The following is a 23,311-nucleotide window of genomic DNA, read 5'->3' as shown; positions in this document are numbered from 1 at the left end:
GCGGCAGCGCCCCGGAGAGGCACGGCCGTGCTCAGGCCACCGAGCCGATGAGACCGACAGCTGCCCGGTTCACGTCACGGTGAATCGGCGTGTGCGCGCCGGTCAGCGACACACCCGAGCCTCCCCGCCGGCTCGCCACGATCTCCGAGGCGATGGACAGGGCCGTCTCCTCCGGCGTGCGGGCGCCGAGGTCGAGGCCGATGGGGGAACGCAGACGGGCGAGTTCGAGGTCGGTGACGCCGACCTCGCGCAGCCGCTCGTTGCGGTCCAGGTGGGTGCGGCGGGAGCCCATCGCACCGACGTAGGCGAGCGGCAGGCGCAGGGCCAGCTTCAGCAGGGGTACGTCGAACTTGGCGTCGTGGGTGAGGACGCACAGGACCGTACGGCCGTCGGTCTCGGTGCGCTCCAGGTACCGGTGGGGCCACTCGACGACGATCTCGTCGGCCTCCGGGAAACGGGTGCGCGTGGCGAACACCGGGCGGGCGTCGCACACCGTGACGTGGTAGCCGAGGAACTTGCCGACGCGGACCAGCGCGGAGGCGAAGTCGATCGCGCCGAACACGATCATCCGGGGTGCCGGGACGGCGGACTCGACCAGGACCGTGAGCGGGGCGCCGCAGCGCGAGCCCTGCTCTCCGATCTCCAGGGTGCCGGTGCGGCCCGCGTCCAGGAAGGCGCCGGCCTCGGCGGCGACGGTGCGGTCCAGTCCGCGATGGGCGCCGAAGCCGCCGTCGTACGAACCGTCGGGGCGCACGAGGAGGGCCCGGCCCCGCAGTTGTGCCGGTCCCTCCACGATCCGCGCGACCGCTGCCGCCTCCCCACGGGCGGCGGCGGCCAGCGCGGCGGCGACCACCGGCCGGGCGGGACCGTCCGCCCGGACCGGCGTGACGAGGATGTCGATGATGCCGCCACAGGTCAGGCCGACGGCGAAGGCATCCTCGTCGCTGTACCCGAAGCGCTCCAGGACGGTCTCGCCGTCCTCCAGCGCCTGCCGGCACAGCTCGTACACGGCCCCTTCCACGCAACCGCCGGAGACCGAACCGACGGCCGTGCCCTCGGCATCCACCGCGAGGGCGGCGCCGGGCTGGCGCGGGGCGCTGCCGCCGACGGCCACCACGGTGGCGACGGCGAAGTCACGGCCCTGCTCGACCCACCGGTTCAGCTCCTCGGCGATGTCCAGCATCTGTCGGTCTCCTAACGGGTTGCGCGGGAAGGGCGTCGGCGGGGCGGCTAGTGCACGCCCAGCAGGGCCCGGATCGGATGCAGGGAGAAGTAGACGAGGAAGAGCGCGGTCAGACCCCACATGAAGGGGCCGATCTCCCGCCACTTGCCCTGGGCGATCTTGATGACGACGTAGGAGATCACACCGGCAGCGACACCGGGGGTGATCGAGTACGTGAACGGCATGATCACGACGGTCAGGAAGACCGGGATGGCGACGGAGCGGTCGCCCCAGTCCACGTGGCGGGCGTTCATCATCATCATCGCGCCGATGGTGACGAGGGCGGCCGAGGCCACCTCGCGCGGCACGATCGCCGTGATCGGCGTGAAGAAGAGGCAGAGGGCGAAGAACCCGCCGGTGACCACCGAGGCCAGTCCGGTACGGGCGCCCTCTCCGACGCCGGTCGCGGACTCGACGAACACGGTCTGGCCGGATCCGCCCACCGCGCCGCCGATGGCGCCGCCGGCACCGTCGATGAACAGCGCCTTGGACAGGCCGGGCATCCGCCCCTGGGAGTCGGCGAGGTTGGCCTCGGTACCGATGCCGATGATGGTCGCCATCGCGTCGAAGAAGCCGGCGAGCACCAGCGTGAAGACGATGAAGGTGACCGTCATGTAGCCGACGTCGCCCAGGCCGCTGAAGGACACCTTGCCGATGAGCGAGAAGTCCGGCATCGACACGGCACTGCCGTGCAGCGCGGGACCTTCACCGTTGGCCCAGGACTTGTCGTCGACGAGGCCGGCCGCGTTGACGACGAGCGCGAGAACGGTACCGGTGGCGATGCCGATGAGGATGGCACCCGGAACGTTCCGCGCCTGCAGCGCGAAGATGAGCAGCAACGTAACGGCGAAGAGCAGGACGGGCCAGCCGACGAGCTCACCCCCGTTGCCCAGCGTCACCGGGGTCGCCGTACCGGCGTGCACGAAGCCGGCCTTGACCAGACCGATGAACGCGATGAACAGACCGATGCCGATCGTGATGCCGTGCTTGAGCGGCAGCGGGATCGCGTTCATGATCATCTCACGGAGTCCCGTGACCACCAGTAGCATGATCACGACGCCGTAGGCGACGCACATCGCCAGGCCCTGGGCCCATGTCAGGTCCTTGGTGCCCATGACCAGACCGGCCAGCACGCCGGACACGGAGAGTCCGGCGGCCATGGCGAGCGGCACCTTGCCGACCCAGCCCATGAGGAGAGTGGTGAACGCCGCGCCGAGCGCGGTGGCCGTGATGAGGGCCTTCTGACTCAGAGAGTCGCCGGACCTGTCCGCGCCGCTGAGGATCACCGGGTTGAGCAGAAGGATGTACGCCATCGCCATGAAGGTGGTGACGCCACCGCGGACCTCGGTCGCGATGGTGGATCCTCTTTCGGATATGTGGAAGTACCGGTCGAGCCACGACCTGCCGGCCGACGGACGCGAACCCGCGCCCGCGTCTTCGGCGGTGGTCGTGGGCTCCACTGACTGCTGGGTCATGGTGCCATCTCCCAAGGTTCACAGGGGCACCCGTGCAACCGCTTGGACGGTCACGGGATTTGGGGAATGGACGACCCGGGGGACGGCCCGAGACGAACGAATTTCCTGGTACTTCAAGGACCGCGAGCGGTGCGGAACTCAAAGGGGGTTCCTCCGGGCGGCACGGCGGAGTGTGTGACGTTCCCTGCGCCGCCCGGAGAGCTTTTCGGTGCTACGCGGTCCCCGTGAGGTGCTCGGGCCGCACCGGCGTGCGGTTGAGCTCCAGCCCGGTCGCGTTCCGGATCGCCGCGAGGACGGCCGGGGTGGACGACAGGGTCGGGGCCTCGCCGATGCCACGGAGCCCGTAGGGGGCGTGGTCGTCGGCGAGTTCGAGCACGTCGACCGGGATGGTCGGCGTGTCGAGGATCGTGGGGATCAGGTAGTCCGTGAAGGAGGGGTTCCTGACCTTGGCGGTCTTCGGGTCGACGATGATCTCCTCCATCACCGCCACGCCCAGGCCCTGGGTCGTACCGCCCTGGATCTGGCCGATGACGGAGAGCGGGTTGAGCGCCTTGCCGACGTCCTGGGCGCAGGCCAGCTCGATGACCTTGACCAGGCCGAGTTCGGTGTCGACCTCGACGACGGCGCGGTGCGCGGCGAAGGAGTACTGGACGTGTCCGTTGCCCTGGCCGGTGCGCAGGTCGAAGGCCTCGGTCGGCCGGTGCCGCCACTCCGCCTCGATCTCGACGGCCTCGTCCTCCAGGACGTCCCCCAGGTCGCCGAGGACCTCGCCGCCGTCGGTGACGACCTTGCCGCCCTCCAGCAGGAGTTCGGCGGTCGCCCAGGCCGGGTGGTAGGTGCCGAACTTGCGGCGCCCGATCTCCAGGACCTTCTCGCGGACGATTTCGCAGGCGTTCTTCACGGCGCCGCCGGTGACGTACGTCTGCCGGGAGGCGGAGGTGGAGCCGGCCGAGCCGACCTGCGTGTCGGCCGGGTGGATGGTCACCTGGGTGACGCCCAGCTCGGTGCGGGCGATCTGCGCGTGGACGGTGACGCCGCCCTGGCCGACCTCCGCCATGGCGGTGTGCACGGTCGCGACCGGCTCGCCGTTGATGACCTCCATGCGCACCTTGGCGGTGGAGTAGTCGTCGAAGCCCTCGGAGAAGCCGACGTTCTTGATGCCGACCGCGTAACCGATTCCGCGTACGACGCCCTCGCCGTGCGTGGTGTTGGACAGACCGCCGGGCAGCTGCCGTACGTCGGCGCCCTCGCTGGACTCCCACTGGCGCTCGGGCGGCAGCGGCATCGACTTGACGCGGCGCAGGAGCTCGGCGACGGGGGCGGGCGAGTCGACGGGCTGGCCCGTCGGCATGAGGGTGCCCTGCTCCATCGCGTTGAGCTGCCGGAACTCCACCGGGTCCATGCCCAGCTGCTTCGCCAGCTTGTCCATCTGTGCCTCGTAGGCGAAGCACGCCTGGACCGCGCCGAAGCCGCGCATGGCGCCGCAGGGCGGGTTGTTGGTGTAGAGGGCGATGGCCTCGATGTCGACGTCGTCGATGACGTACGGGCCGGCCGACAGGGAGGAAGCGTTTCCCACGACCGCCGGGGAGGCGGAGGCGTAGGCGCCGCCGTCCAGGACGATCCGGCACTTCATGTGCGTCAGCTTGCCGTCGCGCGTGGCCCCGTGCTCGTAGTAGAGCTTCGCCGGGTGCCGGTGGACGTGTCCGAAGAAGGACTCGAACCGGTTGTAGACGATCTTCACCGGCTTGCCGGTGCGCAGCGCCAGCAGGCAGGCGTGGATCTGCATCGACAGGTCCTCGCGGCCGCCGAACGCGCCGCCGACGCCGGCCAGCGTCATGCGCACCTTCTCCTCGGGCAGGCCGAGGACGGGCGCGATCTGGCGCAGGTCGGAGTGGAGCCACTGGGTGGCGATGTAGAGGTGGACGCCGCCGTCCTCCTCGGGCACGGCGAGGCCGGACTCGGGGCCCAGGAAGGCCTGGTCCTGCATGCCGAAGGTGTACTCGCCCTCGACGATCACGTCGGCCCGCTTGCGGGCTTCTTCCACGTCGCCGCGGATGATCGGCTGGCGGTGCACGATGTTCGGGTGCGGGACGTGGCCGATGTGGTGGTCGTCGCGGCCCTCGTGGACGAGGATCGCGTCGGGAGCGAGGGCCGACCTCTCGTCGGTGACGACCGGGAGTTCGCGGTACTCGACCCTGATCTTGGCGGCGGCGCGGCGGGCCGTCTCCGGGTGGTCGGCGGCGACGAGCGCCACCGGCTCGCCGTGGTGGCGTACCTTGCCGTGCGCCAGGACCGGGGTGTCCTGGATCTCCAGGCCGTAGGTCTTCACCTCGGTGGGCAGGTCGTCGTAGGTCAGGACGGCGTAGACGCCCGGCGTGGCCAGGGCCTCGGAGGTGTCGATCGAGACGATCTCGGCGTGCGCGACGGTGGAGCGCAGGATCTGGCCCCACAGCATGTCCTCGTGCCACATGTCGGACGAGTACGCGAACTCGCCGGTGACCTTGAGGGTGCCGTCCGGGCGGAGCGTGGACTCGCCGATGCCGCCCTTGGTCTGGGAACCCTGCGTGATCTTCGTAGGGGCGCCGGTGGGGGCACCTCCCGCTCGAGCGGAGCCGAGAGTGGGGGACGGCATGTCAGACCTCCTCGGACTGACGGGCGGCCGCCAGGCGGACCGCGTCCATGATCTTCTCGTAGCCCGTGCAGCGGCACAGGTTGCCCGACAGCGCCTCGCGGATGTCCGCGTCGGACGGGTTCGGGTTGCGCTCCAGGAGTTCGTCGGAGGCGACGAGCAGACCCGGGGTGCAGAAGCCGCACTGGACGGCGCCGGCGTCGATGAACGCCTGCTGGACCGGGGAGAGCGTCGCACGCGGGGAGGTGCTGCCCTCGCCGGTCTGGGAGTCGGTGCCCTTGGCCTGCCACTGCCGGGCGTCCTGGAGGGACGTGCCGCAGGCGCCGGTGGCGCAGCCGCCGTGCTCCTCGCGCTGCTTGGCGTAGTCCGCCAGGCCCTCGACGGTCACGACGTCGCGGCCCTCGGCCTGGCCGGCCGCGACCAGGCAGGAGCAGACCGGCACGCCGTCCAGGCGCACGGTGCAGGAGCCGCACTCGCCCTGCTCGCAGGCGTTCTTCGAACCGGGCAGGCCGAGGCGCTCGCGCAGGACGTACAGCAGGGACTCGCCCTCCCAGACGTCGTCGGCCTCCTGCGGGCGTCCGTTGACGGTGAAGTTGACGCGCATTACGCAGCTCCCTCGGTGGTGCGGTGGTTGCCGCGGTACGACTCCCAGGTCCAGGTGAGCGTCCGGCGGGCCATGACGCCGACCGCGTGGCGGCGGTAGCTCGCGGTGCCCCGGACGTCGTCGATCGGGTTGCAGGCGGCCGAGCACAGGCCGGCGAACTGCTTGGCGACCGACGGGGTGATGATCTTTCCGTTGTCCCAGAAGCCGCCCTCCTCCAGGGCCGCGTTCAGGAACTCCTCGGCGGCCTTGGCCCGCACCGGGGTGGGGGCGGCCGAGCCGATGCCGGTGCGGACCGTACGGGTCTCGGGGTGCAGGGCGAGGCCGAAGGCGCACACGGCGATGACCATGGCGTTGCGGGTGCCGACCTTCGAGTACTGCTGCGGGCCGTCGGCCTTCTGCACGTGTACGGCGCGGATCAGCTCGTCGGGCTGGAGGGCGTTGCGCTTGACGCCGGTGTAGAACTCGTCGATCGGGATGAGGCGGGTGCCGCGGGCCGCCGACTCCGCCTCGACCTGGGCGCCGGCCGCGAGCAGGGCGGGGTGGGCGTCACCGGCGGGCGAGGCCGTGCCGAGGTTGCCGCCGACGCCGCCGCGGTTGCGGATCTGCGGGGAGGCGACCGTGTGCGAGGCGAGCGCGAGACCCGGCAGCTCGGCACGGAGATTCTCCATGATCCTGGTGTACGGAACGGAGGCACCGAGCCGTACCGTCTCCTCGCCGACCTCCCACTCGTAGAGGTCGCCGATGCGGTTGAGGTCGAGCAGGTACTCGGGCCGGCGGTGGTCGAAGTTGATCTCGACCATCACATCGGTGCCACCCGCAATCGGCACAGCGGTGGAGTGCTCGGCCTTCGCGGCGAGCGCCTCCTCCCAGCTGGCGGGGCGAAGGAAGTCCATGACCGGCTCTCTTCTTGGTCTCATGGGTCGTACAGATTGAGCCAATCCGTGTGCGGCGGTCCCGGCTCGTTCATGTGCTGTTAACGCGCAGTGGACTCAGTACACCGCCCCGTACTCCAACGCGGTCAGTCACCGAAACCATGAAGGAGTTGGCTGGCCACGCCGGGCATCTTGTAGATTCGTATGAACGGAGGTCATCGGTAACCTCTCCGATTTCCTGGGGAAACGCGGGAAACGCGGGAAACAGCGCGGAGACCCCGGGGAGCGCCCTGTGCGGCCGGTGCCGGGCTCGTCTCCCGTCACCCTCCAAAGATCCATCGTAGGTTTCGAGACAAAGAACGGCGGCGACGAGATGCGGCTGCGCGCACTTCTGGACACCGATGCGCTGGGCCTGCGGCTGCTCGGCGGCGAGGGGGAACTGGACCGGTCGGTACGCGGGGTCATGACCACCGACCTGCGCGACCCGAGCCGCTACCTGTCCGGGGGCGAGCTGGTGCTGACCGGCCTGGCCTGGCGCCGGGACGCGGACGACTCCGAGCCGTTCGTACGGATCCTGGCGCAGGCCGGGGTGGCGGCGCTCGCGGCCGGCGAGGCGGAGCTGGGCGACATCCCGGACGACCTGGTGCTGGCCTGCGTCAGGCACCGGCTGCCGCTGTTCGCCGTGCACGAGTCGGTGGCCTTCGCCACGATCACCGAGCACGTCGTACGGCAGGTCTCCGGCGAGCGCGCCGGAGACCTGGCGGCCGTCGTGGACCGGCACCGGCGGATGATGACCTCGGGCCCGGCGGGCGGCGGCCCGGACGTGGTCCTGGACCTGCTCGGCTCCGACCTGGACCTGCGCGCCTGGGTGCTCTCCCCCACCGGCCGGCTGATCGCCGGCTCCAAGGTGGCGGGCCCGGCGCTGCCCGCGGAGATCTGCGCGAAGCTCGCCGCCGAGCATCTGGCGGCCACCCGCACCGGCCGCCGCGGCCCGCACCGGGTCCTGCTGGGCGGTACGACGTACTCGCTGTTCCCGATCCGCTCCTCGGGCCGCTCCCCGCAGGCCGCCCGCGATGTGCGCGAGACGGTGCTGTCGGACTGGCTGCTGGCCGTCGACGCGGACGCCGGGGACTGGCCCGAGGAGCGCCTGGACCTGCTGCAGGGCGTGACCCAGCTGATCGCGGTCGAGCGCGACCGCCGGGACGCGGCGCGCACGGTGCGGCGCCGGCTCGCCCAGGAGGTGCTGGAGCTGGTGCAGACGGGTGCCGCGCCGGCCGAGATCGCGGCCCGCCTGCGGGTGGCCGCGCCGGTGCTGCTGCCCGGGCTCGGGGCGGCCCCGCACTGGCAGGTGGTGGTGGCCCGCGTGGAGTGGGACGGCGATCAGGTCGAGGGCGGCCCGGTCGCCCAGTCGCTGCTGGAGGAGGTGCTGGTCGACCCGCTGGCCACCGGCCCCGAGCCCTCGGACCGGATCGCCGTCGCGCACACGGGCGACGAGGCCATCGCGCTCGTCCCGCTCCCGGCGGTCTCCGCCGAGCACGACGGCTCGGAGACCGGTCTGCAGGCCGACTCCCTGCTGCAGTCGGTGCGCGAGACGCTGTCGGCGGGCCTGGACGGCGACGGGCGGCTCACCCTCGGCGTCAGCGCGGCCGTGCACTCGGCGGAGGGCCTGCGCGGCGCCCTGGAGGAGGCCCGGCACGCCCGCCGGGTCGCGGCGGCCCGCCCCGGCCGGGTCTGCGCGGCCGGGCACCAGGAGCTGGCCTCGCACGTCCTGCTGCTCCCGTTCGTCCCGGACGACGTCCGCCGCGCCTTCACGGCCCGCCTGCTGGACCCGCTGACGGACTACGACCGCCGCCACCGGGCCGAGCTGATCCCCACCCTGGAGGCGTTCCTGGACTGCGACGGCTCCTGGACCCGCTGCGCCACCCGACTCCACCTGCACGTCAACACGCTGCGCTACCGGGTCGGCCGGATCGAGCAGTTGACGGGACGGGACCTGTCGCGGCTGGAGGACAAGCTGGACTTCTTCCTGGCGCTGCGGATGAGCTGAGGTCAGCGGGGGGCGCGCGGTGGCCGCGGTGGCCGGGACGCGTCACGCCGCACCCCACGACTTTGTGAAATCTTTCACCCACCCTCTTGGCCCGGCCCGGCGATTGGTGCTGGAATGCCGCCACCACTCAACAGCTCGATGGCGTGCTCGGGGAGGGCAACGTGGCGCATACCGCCATGTCTGGTAACGGAACGACCCCAGGTGACGATCCGCTCCAGACCGCGGTATGGCGGCTGCGCTCGCGGGCCTGCTGGGCGGACGCGGCGGCCCTGCTGCCGCCCGACACCCCCGCCACGGCCTTGCAGCGGGCCGCGCTGCTGGTCGAACGGTGTCTGTACACCGAGCGGGGCTGGGAGGAGGCGGAGGACGCCCTGCGGACGGCGGAGGCGGTCGCGCACACCGACGAGGAACGGGGCGCCGCCGCGTGCGAGCGGGGTCAACTCGCCTACACGGCAACGCTGCACGGGGTGCGGGACCGTGCGGACGAGGCGCGGGCCGCGCTGGGGCGGGCGGCGGCGCTGATCCCTCCGGGGGCGCCGGGCCGGGCTCTGCTGGACTTCCGCCGGGGACTGATCGCCGAGAACCTGACCCGTTCCGCGCAGGCCGCGCGCGCCGCGTACCGCCGGGCGCACGCGGGCGCCGCCGCGCACGCGGACCCGCTGCTGCTGTCCTTCACCTGGCGCCATCTCGCCGGACTCGCCCTGCGCGAGGGCGAGTTGGCCGAGGCCCGGCACGGCTTCGCCGAATCCCTCCGGATCCGCGAGGAGCTGGGCTACCTGGTGGGTACGGCCCCGGCGCTGGCCTCTCTGGCCGACGCGGAGTCCGAGCCGGAGGCGTCCCGCCTCCGTGAGGAGGCCCGGCGTCTGTTCCGGTTGCTCGGGGGCGTGCCGACGTGGCTGGCGCGGCAGTTGTCCCCGCCGACGCCGGGGGTGGCCACGGCGTAGGGGCGGGCGGGTACCGTCTCATCGCCGGGTGCGGGCCGGCGGGGGCCGGTCGCGCACCGGCACCCGCTCAGCACGCGCCCGCGAAGTGTTCCTCCGCCAACTCCCGTACGACATCCAGATCCCGGGAGACCAGCGCGTCCAGCAACGCCATGTGCTGCGCCGCGTCCGCCACCAGGTCCGCCCGCCCGTGCCGTACCGGACCCCCGGCCGACGGCCACTGCGAGCGCCGGTGCAGGTCCGACGCGATACGGACCAGCTGCTCGTTGCCGGACAGGGCGAGCAGCGCCTGGTGGAAGGCCCGGTCGGACTCCGCGTACGTCGCCGGACAGCCGGAGGCCGCCGCCCGTACCGTCTCCTCCGCGAGCGGACGCAGCTCGGCCCACCGCTCGCCCGGCACCGTCCGGGCCAGCCGCAGCATCACCGGCACCTCGATGAGCGCCCGCACCTCCGCCAGCTCGGCCAGCTCCCGTGCCCCCCGCTCGACGACCCGGAAGCCACGGTTGGGCACGACCTCGACGGCGCCCTCCAGGGCGAGCTGCTGCATGGCCTCGCGCACGGGCGTGGCCGAGACACCGAACCGTTCGCCGAGCACCGGCGCCGAGTGGACCTCGCCCGGCTTCAGCTCCCCGGTGACCAGCGCCGTCCGCAGCGCGTCCAGGATCTGCCCGCGCACCGAGGACCGCTGCACCGCCGGCCGCGGCCCCGGAACCGGCCGCTCACCGTGCGTGTGCTCGCCGCGCACGGCGAGCAGGGCGGTGTCCCGCTCGCGGCAGCCGTCCGCGCCGTCCCCCGCGCGCGCCTGCGCCGGCACCCGGGCGGCGCCGGGCGCCCGCCACTCCGGTGTCCCCGCCTCGGCGGAGCCCTGTGCGCCGTGCTTCACGGGTCCTCCTGGCGGGGTTGTCGGCACTTGGGTCATTGACGGTGAGTTGTCACTTGTCCGTCAAGCACCATAGGCGCCCGGGGCGACAGTTCCAATTCACCAAAAATAAATGAGGCTAGGCTTACCTTCATATGATCGACGGACGAGGTGACTCACACCTTCCCCACCCGTCACTCAAACTTTCCGCGGAACCACCCGTGCAGGTACTCTTATTCGAACTCAACTCCCGCTCTCCACACGGCAGTTCGAGCAGAACGGCGTCCTGGGTATCCCCTTGCACTTCGTTGGCGGCCTCTTGCCCCGAAACCCCCCTGAGCGCCCTCGGGAGTGGGCCACTATGTCGGGCGTTACGCCCTATCCCAAGGCAAGGGACCCGTGATGAGACTGACCGACATATCGCTGAACTGGCTGCTTCCTGGCGCCGTACTGCTCCTGGGGATGCTGGCGGCGGTGGCGGTGCTCGCGCGCGGCAAGCGCTCCTCCGGGGAGAACGCGAGCGCGGACGACTCGTGGGAGCGCAGCGAGGAGCGCCGCAGACGCAAGGAGGCCGTCTACGGCACGGCGTCGTATGTGCTCCTGTTCTGCTGTGCGGCGGTCGCCGCCGCCCTGTCCTTCCACGGCCTCGTCGGCTTCGGCGAACAGAACCTGGGGCTGACCGACGGCTGGCAGTACCTGGTGCCCTTCGGCCTGGACGGTGCGGCGATGTTCTGCTCCGTCCTCGCGGTGCGCGAGGCCAGCCACGGTGACGCGGCCCTGGGCTCCCGGATCCTCGTGTGGCTGTTCGCCGCCGCCGCGGCGTGGTTCAACTGGGTGCACGCGCCCCGGGGCGCCGCGCACGCGGGCGCCCCGCAGTTCTTCTCCGGTATGTCGCTGTCGGCGGCCGTCCTGTTCGACCGCGCGCTGAAGCAGACCCGACGGGCCGCGCTGCGCGAGCAGGGCCTGGTGCCGCGTCCGCTGCCGCAGATCCGTATCGTCCGCTGGCTGCGGGCCCCCCGCGAGACCTACCGGGCCTGGTCGCTGATGCTCCTGGAGGGCGTGCGCAGCCTGGACGAGGCCGTGGAGGAGGTCCGCGAGGACAAGCGGCAGAAGGAGGAGACGCGGCAGCGCCGACGCGATCAGCAGCGGATCGAGCGGGCCCAGCTGAAGGCCATCAGCCGGGGCCACCGCGGCTTCGTCGGCCGCGGCGCACGGCAGGTCGAGGTGCAGGCGGTGGAGCGTGGCCCCGCCCCGGCGACCGCGGAGCCTGCCATATCCACCGCGGAACAACTGCCCGTACGCCCCCGTCCCTCCCTGCAGCCGGTCCGCAGCGGCTCCGCTGAGCAGGTGACCGTCGACCTCACCGCCGAGGACGACACCATGGCCCTGCCACGCCTGGACTCCCTCGAGCGCAAGCTGAAGGACCTGGAGCAGCAGTTCGGCTAGCGCCGTCACTGCGAACCGCCGGGGGCGTGACCGCACGGGTCAGGCCCCCGGCGCGTTTCCCGCGGAGCGTCACGCCGCCTCGGCGCCCAGTTCGAACCACACCGACTTGCCCACCCCGTGCGGCCGTACGCCCCAGGCGTCCGCGAGGGACTGCACCAGCAGCAGGCCGCGCCCGTGGGTGTCGTCGTCCGTGTCCGGGCCTCTCAGGTCCGGTCTGCGGGCCACGAAGTCCCGTACCTCCACGTGCAGTCCGCCCGGCTCCACCACGGCCGTGAGGACCGCGTCGTCGTCGGTGTGGACGAGCGCGTTGGTGACCAGTTCGCTGGTGAGCAGTTCGGCGATCTCCGAGCGGCCCGGTTTACCCCAGTGCCGCAGCAGCTCGCGCAGCTCCCGGCGGGCCTCGGGCACCGCCCTCAGATCCGCCCGCCCCAGCCTGCGCCGGAGCCGGTGCGCGTGTTCCGTGTTGGTGTCGGCCTCTTCCCCCGTCGTCGCCGAGGAGCCCCCGACGACCGCGGGACCGCCCCCTCGTGCCTGACTCTTCATGACCCCCGCCCGCACGCCGCTGGACCCTGCCCCTCCTGGTCGAACACGTTCACGGAGGATGCTTGCCCAGCACGAACCCGGGCAGTCCTGGCAGATCCCCGATGACCGGAGGTTCGGCCACGGCCCTACGGGTTCCGGACCGCCCGCCGAGCCGCACCTCACCCGCCTCGCCGGCCTCCCGTACGGCGCTGGGCGCCACGGACGCCCCGGGACGGCCGGGCAGATGCGTCCGGCACCGGCCGTCGGCACAGCGTCACACGCCGTGAAAGTGGCCGAAACCCGCTCCTCTTCCGACGGGTCAAGGGCCGGGAACGTCCCACAGGTCGGCGCGGGCCATCCGGAGCAGACGCCACCGGGGAAGCGGTTACGCCTCCCACACGGCCGCAGCCGTACGGTCGTCGGCGTAACCCTTCACCCGCACCTGGGCGTCGGCGACGAACGCGGCGAGGCCCGGCGGGGTACGGCCGCCGGACCAGCGGCGGGCCAGATAGGCGCAGAGGGCGGCCTCGCCGCGCAGCGGGTCGGCGAGGCCGGCGGTGCACATGACCAGTGCATCATCCGGGCGGGCCGCCGAGGCACGGAACCGGAACGGCTCGGAGGGCGGCTCGGGCGCCGGTTCGTACGGGCTCGGCGGGGTCGGGATGCCCAGATCCATGGTGAGCCGGTCGCCCTCGCCACCGTTGCTGTCGTCGGGCGTGACCCGCGGCTCGATGTCCTGCCACTCCCCGTCCCGCAGCCGGAACAGGCCGCCGTCGCCGACGCCGAAGAACACGCGCGTACGGCAGTCGGGGTCGGCGGGCAGCAGCAGACAGCGCAGGCTCGCCGTGTACTGCGTCGGGTCGCGGCCCTGTTCCGCCGCGCTCACCCGGAGCTTGCCGAGGCTGCGGTCGGTCAGCCGGTGCAGGCCCGCCTTCAGGTCGCCGCGCCGGGCGGCCCGGAGGTCTGCCACGAGCCGGTGGTGGCTGCGGCCCACGGCTCGCCCGATCCACCGGCACGCCTCGGCCGCCGCGAGATGCGCGCCCGGCGTGCCCCGCGCCCCGGTCGCCATCGCGACCAGCACCACTGCCTGGTCCCCCGTCCCGAACCGGGCGGTCAGCAGCGAGTCCCGCCGCGGCTCGCCCCGGTACCGCGCCGAGTCCCCCCGCGACGACACGGCCCGCAACGCCCACGCCCCGTACCGGGCCCCGTCCAGCACCGTGTCCGCCACCAGCTCTCCCAGCCCCTCGGGATCGGCGGCCGGCAACGCGGTCGGCTCGGGGTCGTAGGTGGGCGGCCCGGAGCCGACGTAGTCGAGGACGGAGGGGGGCGGGGGCGGGGTGACGGGCGAGGACACGGACGAGGGGGCCGGCGGGGTGGGCTCGGGCGGGGTGGGAGCGGTGACTGCGGGGGCGGCGTGAGGCCGGTCCTGCGCGGTGCCTTCGCGGGGCGTTGGGAGATCCTGCGGTGCGGCGGGCGCGGCGGGCGCCGACGGCGTCTGCGGTTCCAGGGGCGACGGGGGCGCGGACGCGGCCCGCTCGGGCCGGCCGGTGGGCGGCGTGGCGGGTGCCGACGGGTTGGGCGCCGGGGGTTCCGTGAGGGGCCCACGGGGTTGGGAGTTGGTTGGTCGGGGCGGTTCCCGGTGGGTCGGGGGTGATTCCCGGTGGGTCGGGGATGGTTCCCAGGGGGTTCGCTGGGGCGGCAGTGTGGTCCGGCCGGGCGGCGTGCTCCCCGGGGTGTCCCTCGGTGGTGCGTTGACCGGCCGGCCCGTCACCGTGCGCTTCGCGGAGGCGAACCGGTCGTCCAGGGTATCGGGCGCGGCCGTGGGTCCGGTGTCCTCGGTGGAGTCGTCGTACAGCTGTCCCCACCAGTCGTCCTCGGGACGGGCGGGCCTTCCCCCCTGCTGGCTCATGCCGCTCATTGTCCACCGCACAGGCGGTATGAAAACGGGTCATCGGGAAAATCCGGCGTACCGGCCGCGTCGTACGGCGCGTCGGGTGAGGGGGTGAACAGCCGTACGGCAAGCGGCAGATGACGACAGCAGGCGGCCGGGCCCCGGGGTGCGCCACCGCGGTGCTGCTGCTGTCGCTGGCGGTGCGCGCCGCGCTGCCGCCGCGCCGGGTCCTTGCTCGGCTGCATCCTGCTGCCGGTGCTGGGCGCGCTGCCGGGCTTCGTCGCGGGGATCTATGTGCACGAGCGGCTGCGCCTGGGCGGGCACGGCGAGGCGATGGCCTCCCTGCGCGGAGCCGGGAACCGGTGTCACCGCGGCATGCCGGTGAGCGCCCGGCGGACTGTGCCGGCGATCGCTGCCATCCCGGTGTCGTTGAAGTGCAGGTGGTCGCCGGGGTCGTAGGCGGGCAGGAGGCGGGTCGGGTCGGCGGGGTCGCGCAGGGCGGCGTCGGCGTCGGCGACCGCGTCGAAGGCGCCGCCGGTGCGGATGAACGCGTTCACCTGCTGCCGTACCGCCTCGCGGGCGTCGGTGTACGCCGGGAAGCCGCGGTACGGCGTCAGGGTGACGCCGATGACCCGGACGCCCCGGGCGTGGGCGCGGGCGACGAGCGTGCGGTAGGCGCCGGCGTACGCGCTGACGTCGTCGGCCGTGGGTGTGCCCTTGATGTCGTTGATGCCCTCCAGGACGACCAGGACCCGTACCCCGGCCCGGTCCAGGGCGTCGGCGTCCAGACGGGCGAGGGCACTCGGGCCGGCGCCGTCGTGCAGCAGACGGTTTCCGGAGATTCCGGCGTTGAGGACGCCGAGCCGGCCCGCGCGCACCTGTTCGGCGAGCCGGTCGGGCCAGCGGTGGTTGGTGTCGGGGGTGGAACCGTTTCCGTCGGTGAGGGAGTCGCCGAACGCGACGATGCTGCCCGCGGCGCCGCCGAGGACGTCGACACCGGTGACGTAGTACCAGCGGCTGATGGCGGTCGTGTAGGCGGCGCCGTTCTCGTCGGTGGCCCGGCCCGCCCCGGCCGGGGCCAGGTAGCTGGTCTGCAGGGCCGTCTGGTGGTAGGTCGCGGGGCCGCTGTCGCCGGGCGTGTACACCGTGACGAGGAGGTCGGCGGCGGCCGGGACGGGCAGCGGCACCGGGTCGGTGACCATGTCCTGGCCGGACGGGACGGTGACGGTCGGGGCGCCCTGGAAGGTGGCGGTGCGCAGGGTGCCCGGTACGGCGTTCGGGCCGGACGCGCGCAGCGCGACGGTGACCGCGCCGAGCCGCAGGGGCGCGGTACCGAAACGGTTGCTGAGCCGGATGCGCACGGCCGTGCCGCCGACGCTCAGGTGGACGACGTTGCGGACGGCGGCGCCGGGCAGTGCGGAAGCGGTGCCCGACGGCGCGGTCTCCCAGCTGCCGGTCCAGGGCGGCGGCACCGGCTCCGCGACGGCCGGTGCCGCCGTGCCCGGCAGGATCGCCAACAGCAGCACCGCCAGGGCCCGTCCGACCTCGGCCATCTGCGTACCCGTCCTTCCCGTGGCTCGTCGGAGCAGACCGTGCCACACGGCCGGGCCGCGCCGCCGCACCTTCGACGGCGGTCCACCCGCTCGGCGCAACGGAATTCGGACGGCTGCCCCCGGGCGCGGAGCCGATGCGCGGGGCGCGGGGCGCGGGGCGCGGGCGGCGTGGCGGGCGACCGTCGCGTCATGACCGTATTCAGCGCGGCACAGCGCGTGTCCGGCGGCGTAGCGGCTCGGCAGCAGAGCCACCGTCGACCGGCACGGCGCCTTCCGCAGGCCCGCCTTGGAGGAGAGCCGGCGCACCGCCGGCCGGCCGCGTCCGGCGGAGTTCGTGAGGCCCGGCATCAGGCCCGCGTTCGGCCTGCCGGTCCGGGTGCGCCAGGAGGCTGCGCCTGCCGAGCACCCGGCACAACGGCGTGGAACGGGACGCCGCCACCGCCGTCCTCGCCTGCCGCCTGGACCGGATCTTGCGGACCACGGACCCGCGTCAGTGCGTGCCGGCGGCGAGCGCGCCCTCCAGGGTCAGCAGCCACACCTTGCGTTCGACACCGCCCGCGTACCCGGTCATCGCCCCGTTCGCACCGATGACCCGGTGGCACGGGCGCACGATCAGCAGGGGATTGGCGCCGATCGCGCCGCCGACGGCGCGAACCGCCGCGCGCGGTGCGCCGATCCGCGCGGCGATCTCGCCGTAGGTGAGGGTGGCGCCGTAGGGCACCTCGTCCAGCGCCGCCCACACGCGCTGCCGGAAATCGCTGCCGTGCGCGCTCAACGGCAGTCGGAACTCCTTGAGTTCGCCGGCGAAGTAGGCGGCGAGCTGGTCCGTGGCGGCGCGGAACGGACCGGTGTCGTGCCGCCAGCCGTCCCGCACCGTCCGCCCGCCCTTCTGTCCGGGCACGGACAGCGAGGTGAGCGCCCCGTCCGCGTCGGCGGTGAGCAGCAACGGGCCCACGGGAGCGTCCAGTCGGTCCCAGTACACGGTGGTCATCGGCTCCACTCCCCTGCCCTGCGCAGATGCTGGACGGCGTACGAGCGCCAGGGCCGCCAGTCGTCGGGCACCTGCGCGCCGGGTGGTGCGACGTCCGGATCGCCGAGGGCGCGGACGCGGAGGGCGGCGACGGTCTCCGGGTCCATGCCGGGCAAGGCGAGCAGGGCCTCCTGCGCGTCGTCGCGGTCGGCTCCCGGATCCAGCCGTACGGTGCCGTCGGCGAGGGCCCCGGCCAGCGCGCCCAGCGGGCCGCCGGGCTCGGCCCCGGCCAGGGCGGCGGGCTCGGGGAAGAGATGGGTGAGGCTGCCGCACGGCGCGTCGAGCACCTTGCCGTACCTGCGCACCAGCTCCTGTGCGCCCTCCCTCCCGGCCAAGGCGCGGACGGCCGGCTCCAGCGGGTCCACGCTGCCGGGCGAGCGCAGTCCGGGACGGGCGGCGACCAGCGGGCCCAGCCGGGGGTCGGCGCCGAGCCGCTCGTCGACGGCGTACGGGTCGGCGTCGAGGTCGAACAGACGCCGCAGGCGCTGCACGGCGGTGGTGAGGTCCCTGGGGTCGGTGAGATTCAGCCGCGCGTCGAGCCAGCCGCCCGGACGGGTGCCGGTACCGGTCCTCGGCGCCCGGGTGCGCTCCTCGACGGCGACGATTCCGGTGCCGTACGGCAGCCGCAGCGTGCGCCGGTAGGTACGGCCGCCCGGCACGCCGGAGACCTCCTCGACGCCGGCCACCGCCTCCTCGGCGAGCTGGTCGAAGACGGCGCCGGCCTGGTACGGGCCCCGGTGGGCGAGCCGCAGCGGTATCCCGGCGCCCGGCGCCGGCCGGCGCACGCCACGGCCCCGGGCACCGCCCCGGCCGCGGTGGGCGGCGGCCCTCAGCTCGGTCGGCGTCGAGGCGTACACCTCCCGGACGGTGTCGTTGAACTGCCGCACGCTGGCGAACCCGGCCGCGAACGCGATCTCGGTGACCAGTAGTCCGGTGGTCTGCAGCAGCACCCGTGCGGTGTGCGCCCGCTGCGCCCGGGCGAGCGCCACGGGCCCGGCGCCCAGCTCGGCCGTGAGCTGCCGCTGGACCTGCCGGGCGCTGTACCCGAGCCGCGCGGCGAGTCCGGCGACGCCCTCGCGGTCGACGACACCGTCGGCGATCAGCCGCACGGCCCGCCCCACGACGTCCGCCCGCACGTTCCACTCCGCCGACCCCGGCACGGCGTCCGGCCGGCACCGCCGGCAGGCCCGGAACCCCGAGCCCTGCGCGGCGGCGGCCGTGGGGAAGAACCGCACGTTGCGCCGCTTCGGCGTCACCGCCGGGCAGCTGGGCCGGCAGTAGATCCCGGTCGTCTCGACGGCGAAGAAGAAGACCCCGTCGAACCGCCCGTCCCGGCTGCGCACCGCCTCGTACCTGGTGTCCTCGTCCATCACGTGTTCCAGTGTGGGACGGGGAGGGGGGTGGGGCCAGCGGGATTCGGACGTCACGATGGGGCCGCGGGGAGCTGCGCTGCGGTCGCGGCCGGCCGCAGCGCAGGGCGCCTACCGGAGACGGCCTCGCTTGATCTGCAGCGCGGCCCTACCGGCGGCCCCCTTCCTCTTCCAGTCCCGCCGAAGCTCCGCACGGACCCGCGCATCCGTCTTCGCCACGATCCACTGGTTCTCCCGCACGAGCTTCCGGTAACTCTCCAGCCGCCGCACCGCGAGCTCCCCGCTCTCCACGGCGGAGCGCACCGCGCAGCCCGGCTCGCCGTCGTGCGCGCAGTCGTGGAAACGGCACCGCTCGGCCAGTTCCTCGATCTCGGCGAACACCTGGCCGACGCCGCTCTCGGCGTCGTACAGGCCGACGCCCCGCAGTCCGGGCGTGTCGATGAGGACCCCGCCGGAGGGCAGGGCGAGCAGGTTGCGGGTGGTCGTGGTGTGCCGGCCCTTGCCGTCGACGTCCCGCGCCGCCCGCACGTCCATGACGTCCGCACCGACGAGCGCGTTGGCCAGCGTGGACTTGCCCGCGCCGGACTGGCCGAGCAGCACGGACGTACCGGAGCCGACCAGCGCGACGAGGACGTCGAGCCCTTCGCCGTGCAGGGCGCTGACGGTGAGCACCGGCACGCCGGGTGCGCTCGTCTCGATGTCCTGCACCAAGTGGGCCAAGGTGACCGGGTCGGGCACCAGATCGGCCTTGGTGAGGACGACGACGGGCTGGGCGCCGGACTCCCAGGCGAGGGCGAGGAAGCGTTCGATGCGGCCGAGGTCGAGGTCGACAGCGAGCGACACGGCGACGACGGCGTGGTCGGCGTTGGCGGCGAGGATCTGCCCGTCGGACCGCTTGGAGGAGGTGGAGCGCACGAAGGCGGTGCGGCGCGGCAGATACGCCCGTACGTACCGCGGATCGCCGTCCGGGTCGACGGCGACCCAGTCCCCCGTGCACACGACCTTCGCCGGGTCGCGCGGGACGACGAACTCGGTGTCGGCGCGCAGGACTCCGCCGGGGGTGACGACGTCGCACCGGCCACGGTCGACACGCAGGACACGGCCGGGCAGGAGACCCTGCTCGGCGTACGGAGCGAACTCGGCCTCCCACCCCTCGTCCCAGCCGTACGGGGCGAGAGGGTGCGGCGAAGCAGAAGAGGCCGAAGGAGAAGAGAGATTCAAGGGGAACCCTTCACAAGGGCGGTCCCGGCCCTGCGCGCTCGCAGGCGCGCACGATGCAGGAAAACTCAGCCGGAGACCACAGGGGTGGGATGGATGAACTTCTGGATCTGGGCAACGCCCAGCGCAGCGACAGTCATGACGGTCCTCACCTCCTGTTCCTGCAAGAGCTCACACACGCACACACGCTCAACGGCTTGCGCAGAGCCTACGGGGCAGGGGAGCCGCGTTGCCAACCCTTTTTATGTGTTCCGTGCCGACGTGATCCAGAGTCACCTTTAACCCGTCGTCGGTACGACGCGCCTCCACCGCCGTCGCGGGACAGGAACCCGTGTACGGCGAGGTGCTCATCCTGTTCGGCCGCCAAGGCGAACGCGCCCACATCCGCGCCCGCTCCGTACCGCGATGACGACCCGGCCGTACGACGGACACATTCGCGTACCGCAGCGCAGAGGTGCCCCGGGCCGCGGCTTCACAAGACGGGAACCGAACGCCTGACGGTGCGTCGGACGATTCGCCCCGCTTGCTCAGCCACCCTTGCAGGCCGCCCCGTTGAGCGTGAAACCGTACGGAGACCGGTTTCGGTCCTGCCAGGTGCCGAGGAACCCGAAGGACAGCGTGCCGTGCGCGGCGACGGCCTTGTCGTAGTCGGCGGCGGTGGCGGTGACGCGGGAGCCGTTCTGATGGGCGGTGGCGTCCCACATCTGGCCGACCTGCTGGCCGTCGCGGAAGGCCCAGGACACGCTCCAGCCGTCGAGGGGCCGGTCGGTGGTGAACGTGACGGTGGCCTGGAAGCCGTCGGACCACTGGTTGACGAGGTCGTAGGCGACCCGGCAGGTGGTCGCGGGTGCGGCGGACCGGGGGCCGGGTACGGGCGGGTGCGTGGCGGAGGAGGCGCCCTGCGGTTCGGGGTCGGGCTGCGTGCGGTGCGAACCGGCGGTCGTCCGCCGCGCGGAGGGGGTGGCTGCGGGCGCCGTCGCCGCCGGGTCCGGCGGGGCGGTGACGCGGGAGACGCTGGGGTCGGCGACCGGCTGCCGGTCGTCGCGGGTGGCGGCGGTACCGTCGCCGGAGCCGCCGAACGGCATCATCGACACGCCGAGTGCCAGCGCCGACAGCAGCACGGCGGCGACGAGCAGGCCGCCGCGCAGGACGCGGCTGCGGCCGGTGCCCTCCTCCGGATCGTCGCCTGTGGGGTCGGCGCCGCCGGGGCGACCCGCGCCGAGGCGGACCTCGGCGGCGCGGCGGCGGCGTTCCAGGTAGGCGAGGCCGCCCCAGCCGATGACGCCGCCGGCCAGCGCGGCGGGCAGTCCGCCGCCGTGCAGCCGCAGACAGGCGGCGGCCTCGGCGCACCGCACGCAGGTCGCCAGGTGCCGGGAGAGATCGTCGGGGGTGCCGGCGGACGGCGAGCGCGTGACCGCGTCCAGCAGGCGGGCGTAGGAGCGGCACCGCGCGTCCATCGGGGCGTCGAGATGGGCGCGGTGGCAGCGGTCCCGGAACAGGGTGCGAACCTGGTCGAGTTCGGCGGCGACGGTGGCCGGGTCCAGGCCGAGCCGGCGGGCGACGGCGGGCAGGGGCAGCGCCTCCACCTCGGCCAGCCACAGCAGCGAGGCGTCGGCCTCCTGCAGGTCCCTGAGGCCGCGCAGCGCGACCGGGCGTTCCAGCGGCGGCCCCGAGAAGCGGGCGGCCTTCCGGGAGTTGAGCCACAGCCGCAGGTCGGGGTCGAGCGTGTGCCCCCGGCCGTCGGCCTCCCAGGCGGCCGCCGTGTCGCGTACGGCGGTGAGCAGGGCCGGGATCGCGGGCAGCCGCGCGGTACGGCGGCCCGCGCCGCGCACATGGGTGCGCGCGGCGGCGCGGACCTCGCGCATGCCGAGCGTGAACGCCTCCGTCGCCAGCTGATGAGCCGTCAGGGAACCGGACGTGCACAGGTCCGCGTAACTGAGCACCGCGTCCCAGCCCTCCGAGAACAGCGCGGACTCGGTGGCGTCCTGGGGGGTCGGCAGGTCGGGCATGGGACTCCTGCATCCACGAGCGAGGTCAACTCACCATAGGCAAAAGGGAGTTGCAGGAAACCTCGCGGCAGTCACAGAGCCTTTCACGTCCTCGACACAACTGACAAGCTGCCTGTTCACATCCGGTTACCGACGGTGGCGGGACGGACGCGTGACGCGACGGGACCGCAACTCCCGCCCCTGGTACGGACGCGGACGCCACCGCGCTCACAGTCCCGCCGGGCCGCCGCGCTCACAGTCCCGCCGGGCCGCCGGGCCGGATCACACCTCGGCCGGCTCCTCCACGGGTTCGTCCGCCGGCAGGCTGTCCATGAAGGAGCTGACGGAGAAGACCGCGCGGCCGGGCCCGGGCGGGCCGTAGCCGGGCGGGGAGGAGAGCCCGAAGTCATCCATCGTCTGGCGGTAGGCCTGCAGCAGCCGGATGTGGTACTCCAGCGGCGCGCCCTGCGGGTTGGCCTTGCCGAGCGGGGTGGTGGGCTCGGGGCACCAGGTGGTGAAGCGGGGCGTGATGCCGTGCGACATGAAGAAGCGCAGCCCCTCGGTGGTGGAGGCGATCGCCTCGTCGACGGTGGTGAAGCCGGACGGCCCGGCCATCTCCACGCCCGCCACGAAGTTGGGGATCACATTGCGCGCGCCGAAGACCTCGGCGGAGTCCAGGATCCGCCGGTGCCACTCGTCACGGCCGACGTACCGCTCCTTGCCGGGGCAGTACAGCTCGAACAGCCGGCGGTCCCACACCTCGAAGTTGGGGTGGTAGATCTGCACACCGTAGTCCTTGAACCGCTGCACGTCCGCCTTGGGCAGCGCCTGGGCGACGACCTTGCCGATCCAGCGGCCCGGGAAGCGCTCCTCGATGGCCTTGGCGTAGTGGCCGTAGAAGTCGGCCTCGTCCCGCCCGGCAACCGTTTTCGTGATGGCTCCGCCGGTCAGCGTGTACGCGGTGGAGGCCTTCTGGGTGTCGTACCGGTCGATGATCTCGAGGGCCTCGAGGACCTCCTCGACGTCCTTGACTCCTGTATACGGTCGACCGGCGGCCTTGTGCTGGCGCCAGTTGTGGTTGATGTCGCAGTACTGGCACTCCTCCTTGGCGCCGAAGTACTGGCAGACCCGGAAGACGGTGAGGTAGATCAGGTAGCCCCACTGGATGGTCGGGGCCACCTCCATCACGGACTTTCCGTTGGAGAGGGTGTGCCGGTAGTACTCCGGCATGGGCGGCACGCCGACGTCGGCGATCCGCCGTCCGTCGAGGTAGAGCCCGAGCAGCCCCTCGTCGTCGGCGGCCACCCGGTACGGCGAGGCCGGGTTCACCCGTACGGAGACCACCGTACGCCGCAGGTCGTACGGGCCGCCGGTGAGGATGATCTCCTCCGGCGGGCGCCGCAGGGCCGCCTCGCCGAGCTCGGGCAGGGTGCCGTGGTCGAAGGAGAAGATGAAGTACGACTTCGGCTTGACCTCGCCGCTCTCGTTGTCGCTGAGGGCGGACGGGTCGAAGGCGACGCCCCCGCGGAGCAGGTCCTCCTTGAAGACGGCTTCCCGCGGTACGTGCGGAAACCGCTCCATCAGATCCTCGACCAGCGCGGTACGACTGCCCATCCGTCTGTCTCCTCCCGGTTCAGGCGTACA

At 73.1% G+C, this 23,311-nt stretch carries 17 protein-coding genes and 1 pseudogene; 4 read left to right on the top strand and 14 right to left on the bottom strand.

The window, feature by feature from the left end; genetic code table 11:
• Nucleotides 1–31: 31 nt before the first annotated feature.
• From ABZ624_RS04090 to ABZ624_RS04070, 5 genes are all read right to left on the bottom strand, one after another.
• Complete coding sequence (locus ABZ624_RS04090) at nt 32–1,183, bottom strand: XdhC/CoxI family protein (RefSeq protein WP_360082367.1); 1,152 nt, start codon at nt 1,181–1,183, stop codon at nt 32–34.
• A gap of 47 nt (nt 1,184–1,230) precedes the next feature.
• Entirely contained in the window at nt 1,231–2,697 is a 1,467-nt protein-coding gene (locus tag ABZ624_RS04085; protein WP_360082365.1) for an NCS2 family permease, read from the bottom strand.
• Between the two features lie 211 nt (nt 2,698–2,908).
• Entirely contained in the window at nt 2,909–5,329 is a 2,421-nt protein-coding gene (gene pucD, locus ABZ624_RS04080; RefSeq protein ID WP_360082363.1) for a xanthine dehydrogenase subunit D, read from the bottom strand.
• Between the two features lies 1 nt (nt 5,330).
• The gene (locus ABZ624_RS04075) at nt 5,331–5,930 is read right to left on the bottom strand and encodes a (2Fe-2S)-binding protein (protein ID WP_360082361.1); all 600 of its coding nucleotides are present in this window, start codon (nt 5,928–5,930) and stop codon (nt 5,331–5,333) included.
• Complete coding sequence (locus ABZ624_RS04070) at nt 5,930–6,823, bottom strand: FAD binding domain-containing protein (protein WP_360082359.1); 894 nt, start codon at nt 6,821–6,823, stop codon at nt 5,930–5,932. The genes ABZ624_RS04075 and ABZ624_RS04070 overlap by 1 nt, the downstream gene beginning before the upstream one ends.
• A 352-nt stretch (nt 6,824–7,175) precedes the next feature.
• Here ABZ624_RS04070 and ABZ624_RS04065 point away from each other — a divergent pair, with 352 nt between their 5' ends.
• The gene (locus ABZ624_RS04065) at nt 7,176–8,849 is read left to right on the top strand and encodes a PucR family transcriptional regulator ligand-binding domain-containing protein (protein ID WP_360082357.1); all 1,674 of its coding nucleotides are present in this window, start codon (nt 7,176–7,178) and stop codon (nt 8,847–8,849) included.
• 176 nt (nt 8,850–9,025) lie between these two features.
• Complete coding sequence (locus tag ABZ624_RS04060; protein ID WP_360082355.1) at nt 9,026–9,793, top strand: hypothetical protein; 768 nt, start codon at nt 9,026–9,028, stop codon at nt 9,791–9,793.
• Between the two features lie 67 nt (nt 9,794–9,860).
• Here ABZ624_RS04060 and ABZ624_RS04055 read toward each other — a convergent pair whose 3' ends face one another.
• Entirely contained in the window at nt 9,861–10,673 is an 813-nt protein-coding gene (locus tag ABZ624_RS04055; protein WP_360082353.1) for a GntR family transcriptional regulator, read from the bottom strand.
• Nucleotides 10,674–11,051: 378 nt separating this feature from the next.
• Here ABZ624_RS04055 and ABZ624_RS04050 point away from each other — a divergent pair, with 378 nt between their 5' ends.
• Entirely contained in the window at nt 11,052–12,095 is a 1,044-nt protein-coding gene (locus ABZ624_RS04050) for a DUF2637 domain-containing protein (RefSeq protein WP_360082351.1), read from the top strand.
• Nucleotides 12,096–12,164: 69 nt separating this feature from the next.
• Here the strand turns inward: ABZ624_RS04050 and ABZ624_RS04045 are convergent, their stop codons facing one another.
• Both ABZ624_RS04045 and ABZ624_RS04040 read right to left on the bottom strand, forming a co-directional pair.
• Complete coding sequence (locus ABZ624_RS04045) at nt 12,165–12,638, bottom strand: ATP-binding protein (RefSeq protein ID WP_360082349.1); 474 nt, start codon at nt 12,636–12,638, stop codon at nt 12,165–12,167.
• A gap of 364 nt (nt 12,639–13,002) precedes the next feature.
• Complete coding sequence (locus tag ABZ624_RS04040) at nt 13,003–14,526, bottom strand: protein phosphatase 2C domain-containing protein (RefSeq protein ID WP_360082347.1); 1,524 nt, start codon at nt 14,524–14,526, stop codon at nt 13,003–13,005.
• A 152-nt stretch (nt 14,527–14,678) separates the two neighbouring features.
• On the opposite strand from ABZ624_RS04040, the pseudogene ABZ624_RS04035 reads away from it, so the two are divergent.
• Nucleotides 14,679–14,862: pseudogene (locus ABZ624_RS04035) on the top strand (DUF456 domain-containing protein); the annotation flags it as partial.
• A gap of 11 nt (nt 14,863–14,873) precedes the next feature.
• Here ABZ624_RS04035 and ABZ624_RS04030 read toward each other — a convergent pair.
• The 6 genes from ABZ624_RS04030 to ABZ624_RS04005 all read right to left on the bottom strand — a co-directional run bounded on the left by ABZ624_RS04030 (nt 14,874) and on the right by ABZ624_RS04005 (nt 23,281).
• Complete coding sequence (locus ABZ624_RS04030; protein WP_360082345.1) at nt 14,874–16,061, bottom strand: SGNH/GDSL hydrolase family protein; 1,188 nt, start codon at nt 16,059–16,061, stop codon at nt 14,874–14,876.
• 490 nt (nt 16,062–16,551) lie between these two features.
• Entirely contained in the window at nt 16,552–17,052 is a 501-nt protein-coding gene (locus ABZ624_RS04025; RefSeq protein WP_360082343.1) for a methylated-DNA--[protein]-cysteine S-methyltransferase, read from the bottom strand.
• Nucleotides 17,049–18,461 (bottom strand): AlkA N-terminal domain-containing protein, encoded by a 1,413-nt coding sequence (locus ABZ624_RS04020; protein WP_360083177.1) that lies wholly within the window; start codon nt 18,459–18,461, stop codon nt 17,049–17,051. Before ABZ624_RS04020 ends, ABZ624_RS04025 begins: the two co-directional genes overlap by 4 nt.
• A 111-nt stretch (nt 18,462–18,572) precedes the next feature.
• The gene (rsgA, locus tag ABZ624_RS04015) at nt 18,573–19,682 is read right to left on the bottom strand and encodes a ribosome small subunit-dependent GTPase A (protein WP_360082341.1); all 1,110 of its coding nucleotides are present in this window, start codon (nt 19,680–19,682) and stop codon (nt 18,573–18,575) included.
• A gap of 524 nt (nt 19,683–20,206) precedes the next feature.
• Nucleotides 20,207–21,688, bottom strand: coding sequence for a cellulose-binding domain-containing protein (locus tag ABZ624_RS04010; RefSeq protein WP_360082339.1), 1,482 nt, complete (start codon nt 21,686–21,688; stop codon nt 20,207–20,209).
• A gap of 261 nt (nt 21,689–21,949) precedes the next feature.
• Nucleotides 21,950–23,281, bottom strand: coding sequence for a radical SAM protein (locus ABZ624_RS04005; RefSeq protein WP_360082337.1), 1,332 nt, complete (start codon nt 23,279–23,281; stop codon nt 21,950–21,952).
• Between the last annotated feature and the right edge of the window lie 30 nt (nt 23,282–23,311).

The organism is Streptomyces sp. NPDC007205 (assembly GCF_040634095.1).
In the GTDB taxonomy this organism is placed as follows: domain Bacteria; phylum Actinomycetota; class Actinomycetes; order Streptomycetales; family Streptomycetaceae; genus Streptomyces.
Note: the sequence above shows the minus strand (reverse complement) of the source record. Positions and strands in the feature narration are given on the sequence as shown.

What these genes read in the sequence shown, in the direction of transcription:
- ABZ624_RS04090 (WP_360082367.1), bottom strand. Translation starts at nt 1,183, where the DNA reads ATGCTGGACATCGCCGAGGAGCTGAACCGGTGGGTCGAGCAGGGCCGT.
- ABZ624_RS04085 (WP_360082365.1), bottom strand. Translation starts at nt 2,697, where the DNA reads ATGACCCAGCAGTCAGTGGAGCCCACGACCACCGCCGAAGACGCGGGC.
- pucD (WP_360082363.1), bottom strand. Translation starts at nt 5,329, where the DNA reads ATGCCGTCCCCCACTCTCGGCTCCGCTCGAGCGGGAGGTGCCCCCACC.
- ABZ624_RS04075 (WP_360082361.1), bottom strand. Translation starts at nt 5,930, where the DNA reads ATGCGCGTCAACTTCACCGTCAACGGACGCCCGCAGGAGGCCGACGAC.
- ABZ624_RS04070 (WP_360082359.1), bottom strand. Translation starts at nt 6,823, where the DNA reads ATGGACTTCCTTCGCCCCGCCAGCTGGGAGGAGGCGCTCGCCGCGAAG.
- ABZ624_RS04065 (WP_360082357.1), top strand. Translation starts at nt 7,176, where the DNA reads ATGCGGCTGCGCGCACTTCTGGACACCGATGCGCTGGGCCTGCGGCTG.
- ABZ624_RS04060 (WP_360082355.1), top strand. Translation starts at nt 9,026, where the DNA reads ATGTCTGGTAACGGAACGACCCCAGGTGACGATCCGCTCCAGACCGCG.
- ABZ624_RS04050 (WP_360082351.1), top strand. Translation starts at nt 11,052, where the DNA reads ATGAGACTGACCGACATATCGCTGAACTGGCTGCTTCCTGGCGCCGTA.
- ABZ624_RS04045 (WP_360082349.1), bottom strand. Translation starts at nt 12,638, where the DNA reads ATGAAGAGTCAGGCACGAGGGGGCGGTCCCGCGGTCGTCGGGGGCTCC.
- ABZ624_RS04040 (WP_360082347.1), bottom strand. Translation starts at nt 14,526, where the DNA reads ATGAGCCAGCAGGGGGGAAGGCCCGCCCGTCCCGAGGACGACTGGTGG.
- ABZ624_RS04030 (WP_360082345.1), bottom strand. Translation starts at nt 16,061, where the DNA reads ATGGCCGAGGTCGGACGGGCCCTGGCGGTGCTGCTGTTGGCGATCCTG.
- ABZ624_RS04025 (WP_360082343.1), bottom strand. Translation starts at nt 17,052, where the DNA reads ATGACCACCGTGTACTGGGACCGACTGGACGCTCCCGTGGGCCCGTTG.
- ABZ624_RS04020 (WP_360083177.1), bottom strand. Translation starts at nt 18,461, where the DNA reads ATGGACGAGGACACCAGGTACGAGGCGGTGCGCAGCCGGGACGGGCGG.
- ABZ624_RS04010 (WP_360082339.1), bottom strand. Translation starts at nt 21,688, where the DNA reads ATGCCCGACCTGCCGACCCCCCAGGACGCCACCGAGTCCGCGCTGTTC.
- ABZ624_RS04005 (WP_360082337.1), bottom strand. Translation starts at nt 23,281, where the DNA reads ATGGGCAGTCGTACCGCGCTGGTCGAGGATCTGATGGAGCGGTTTCCG.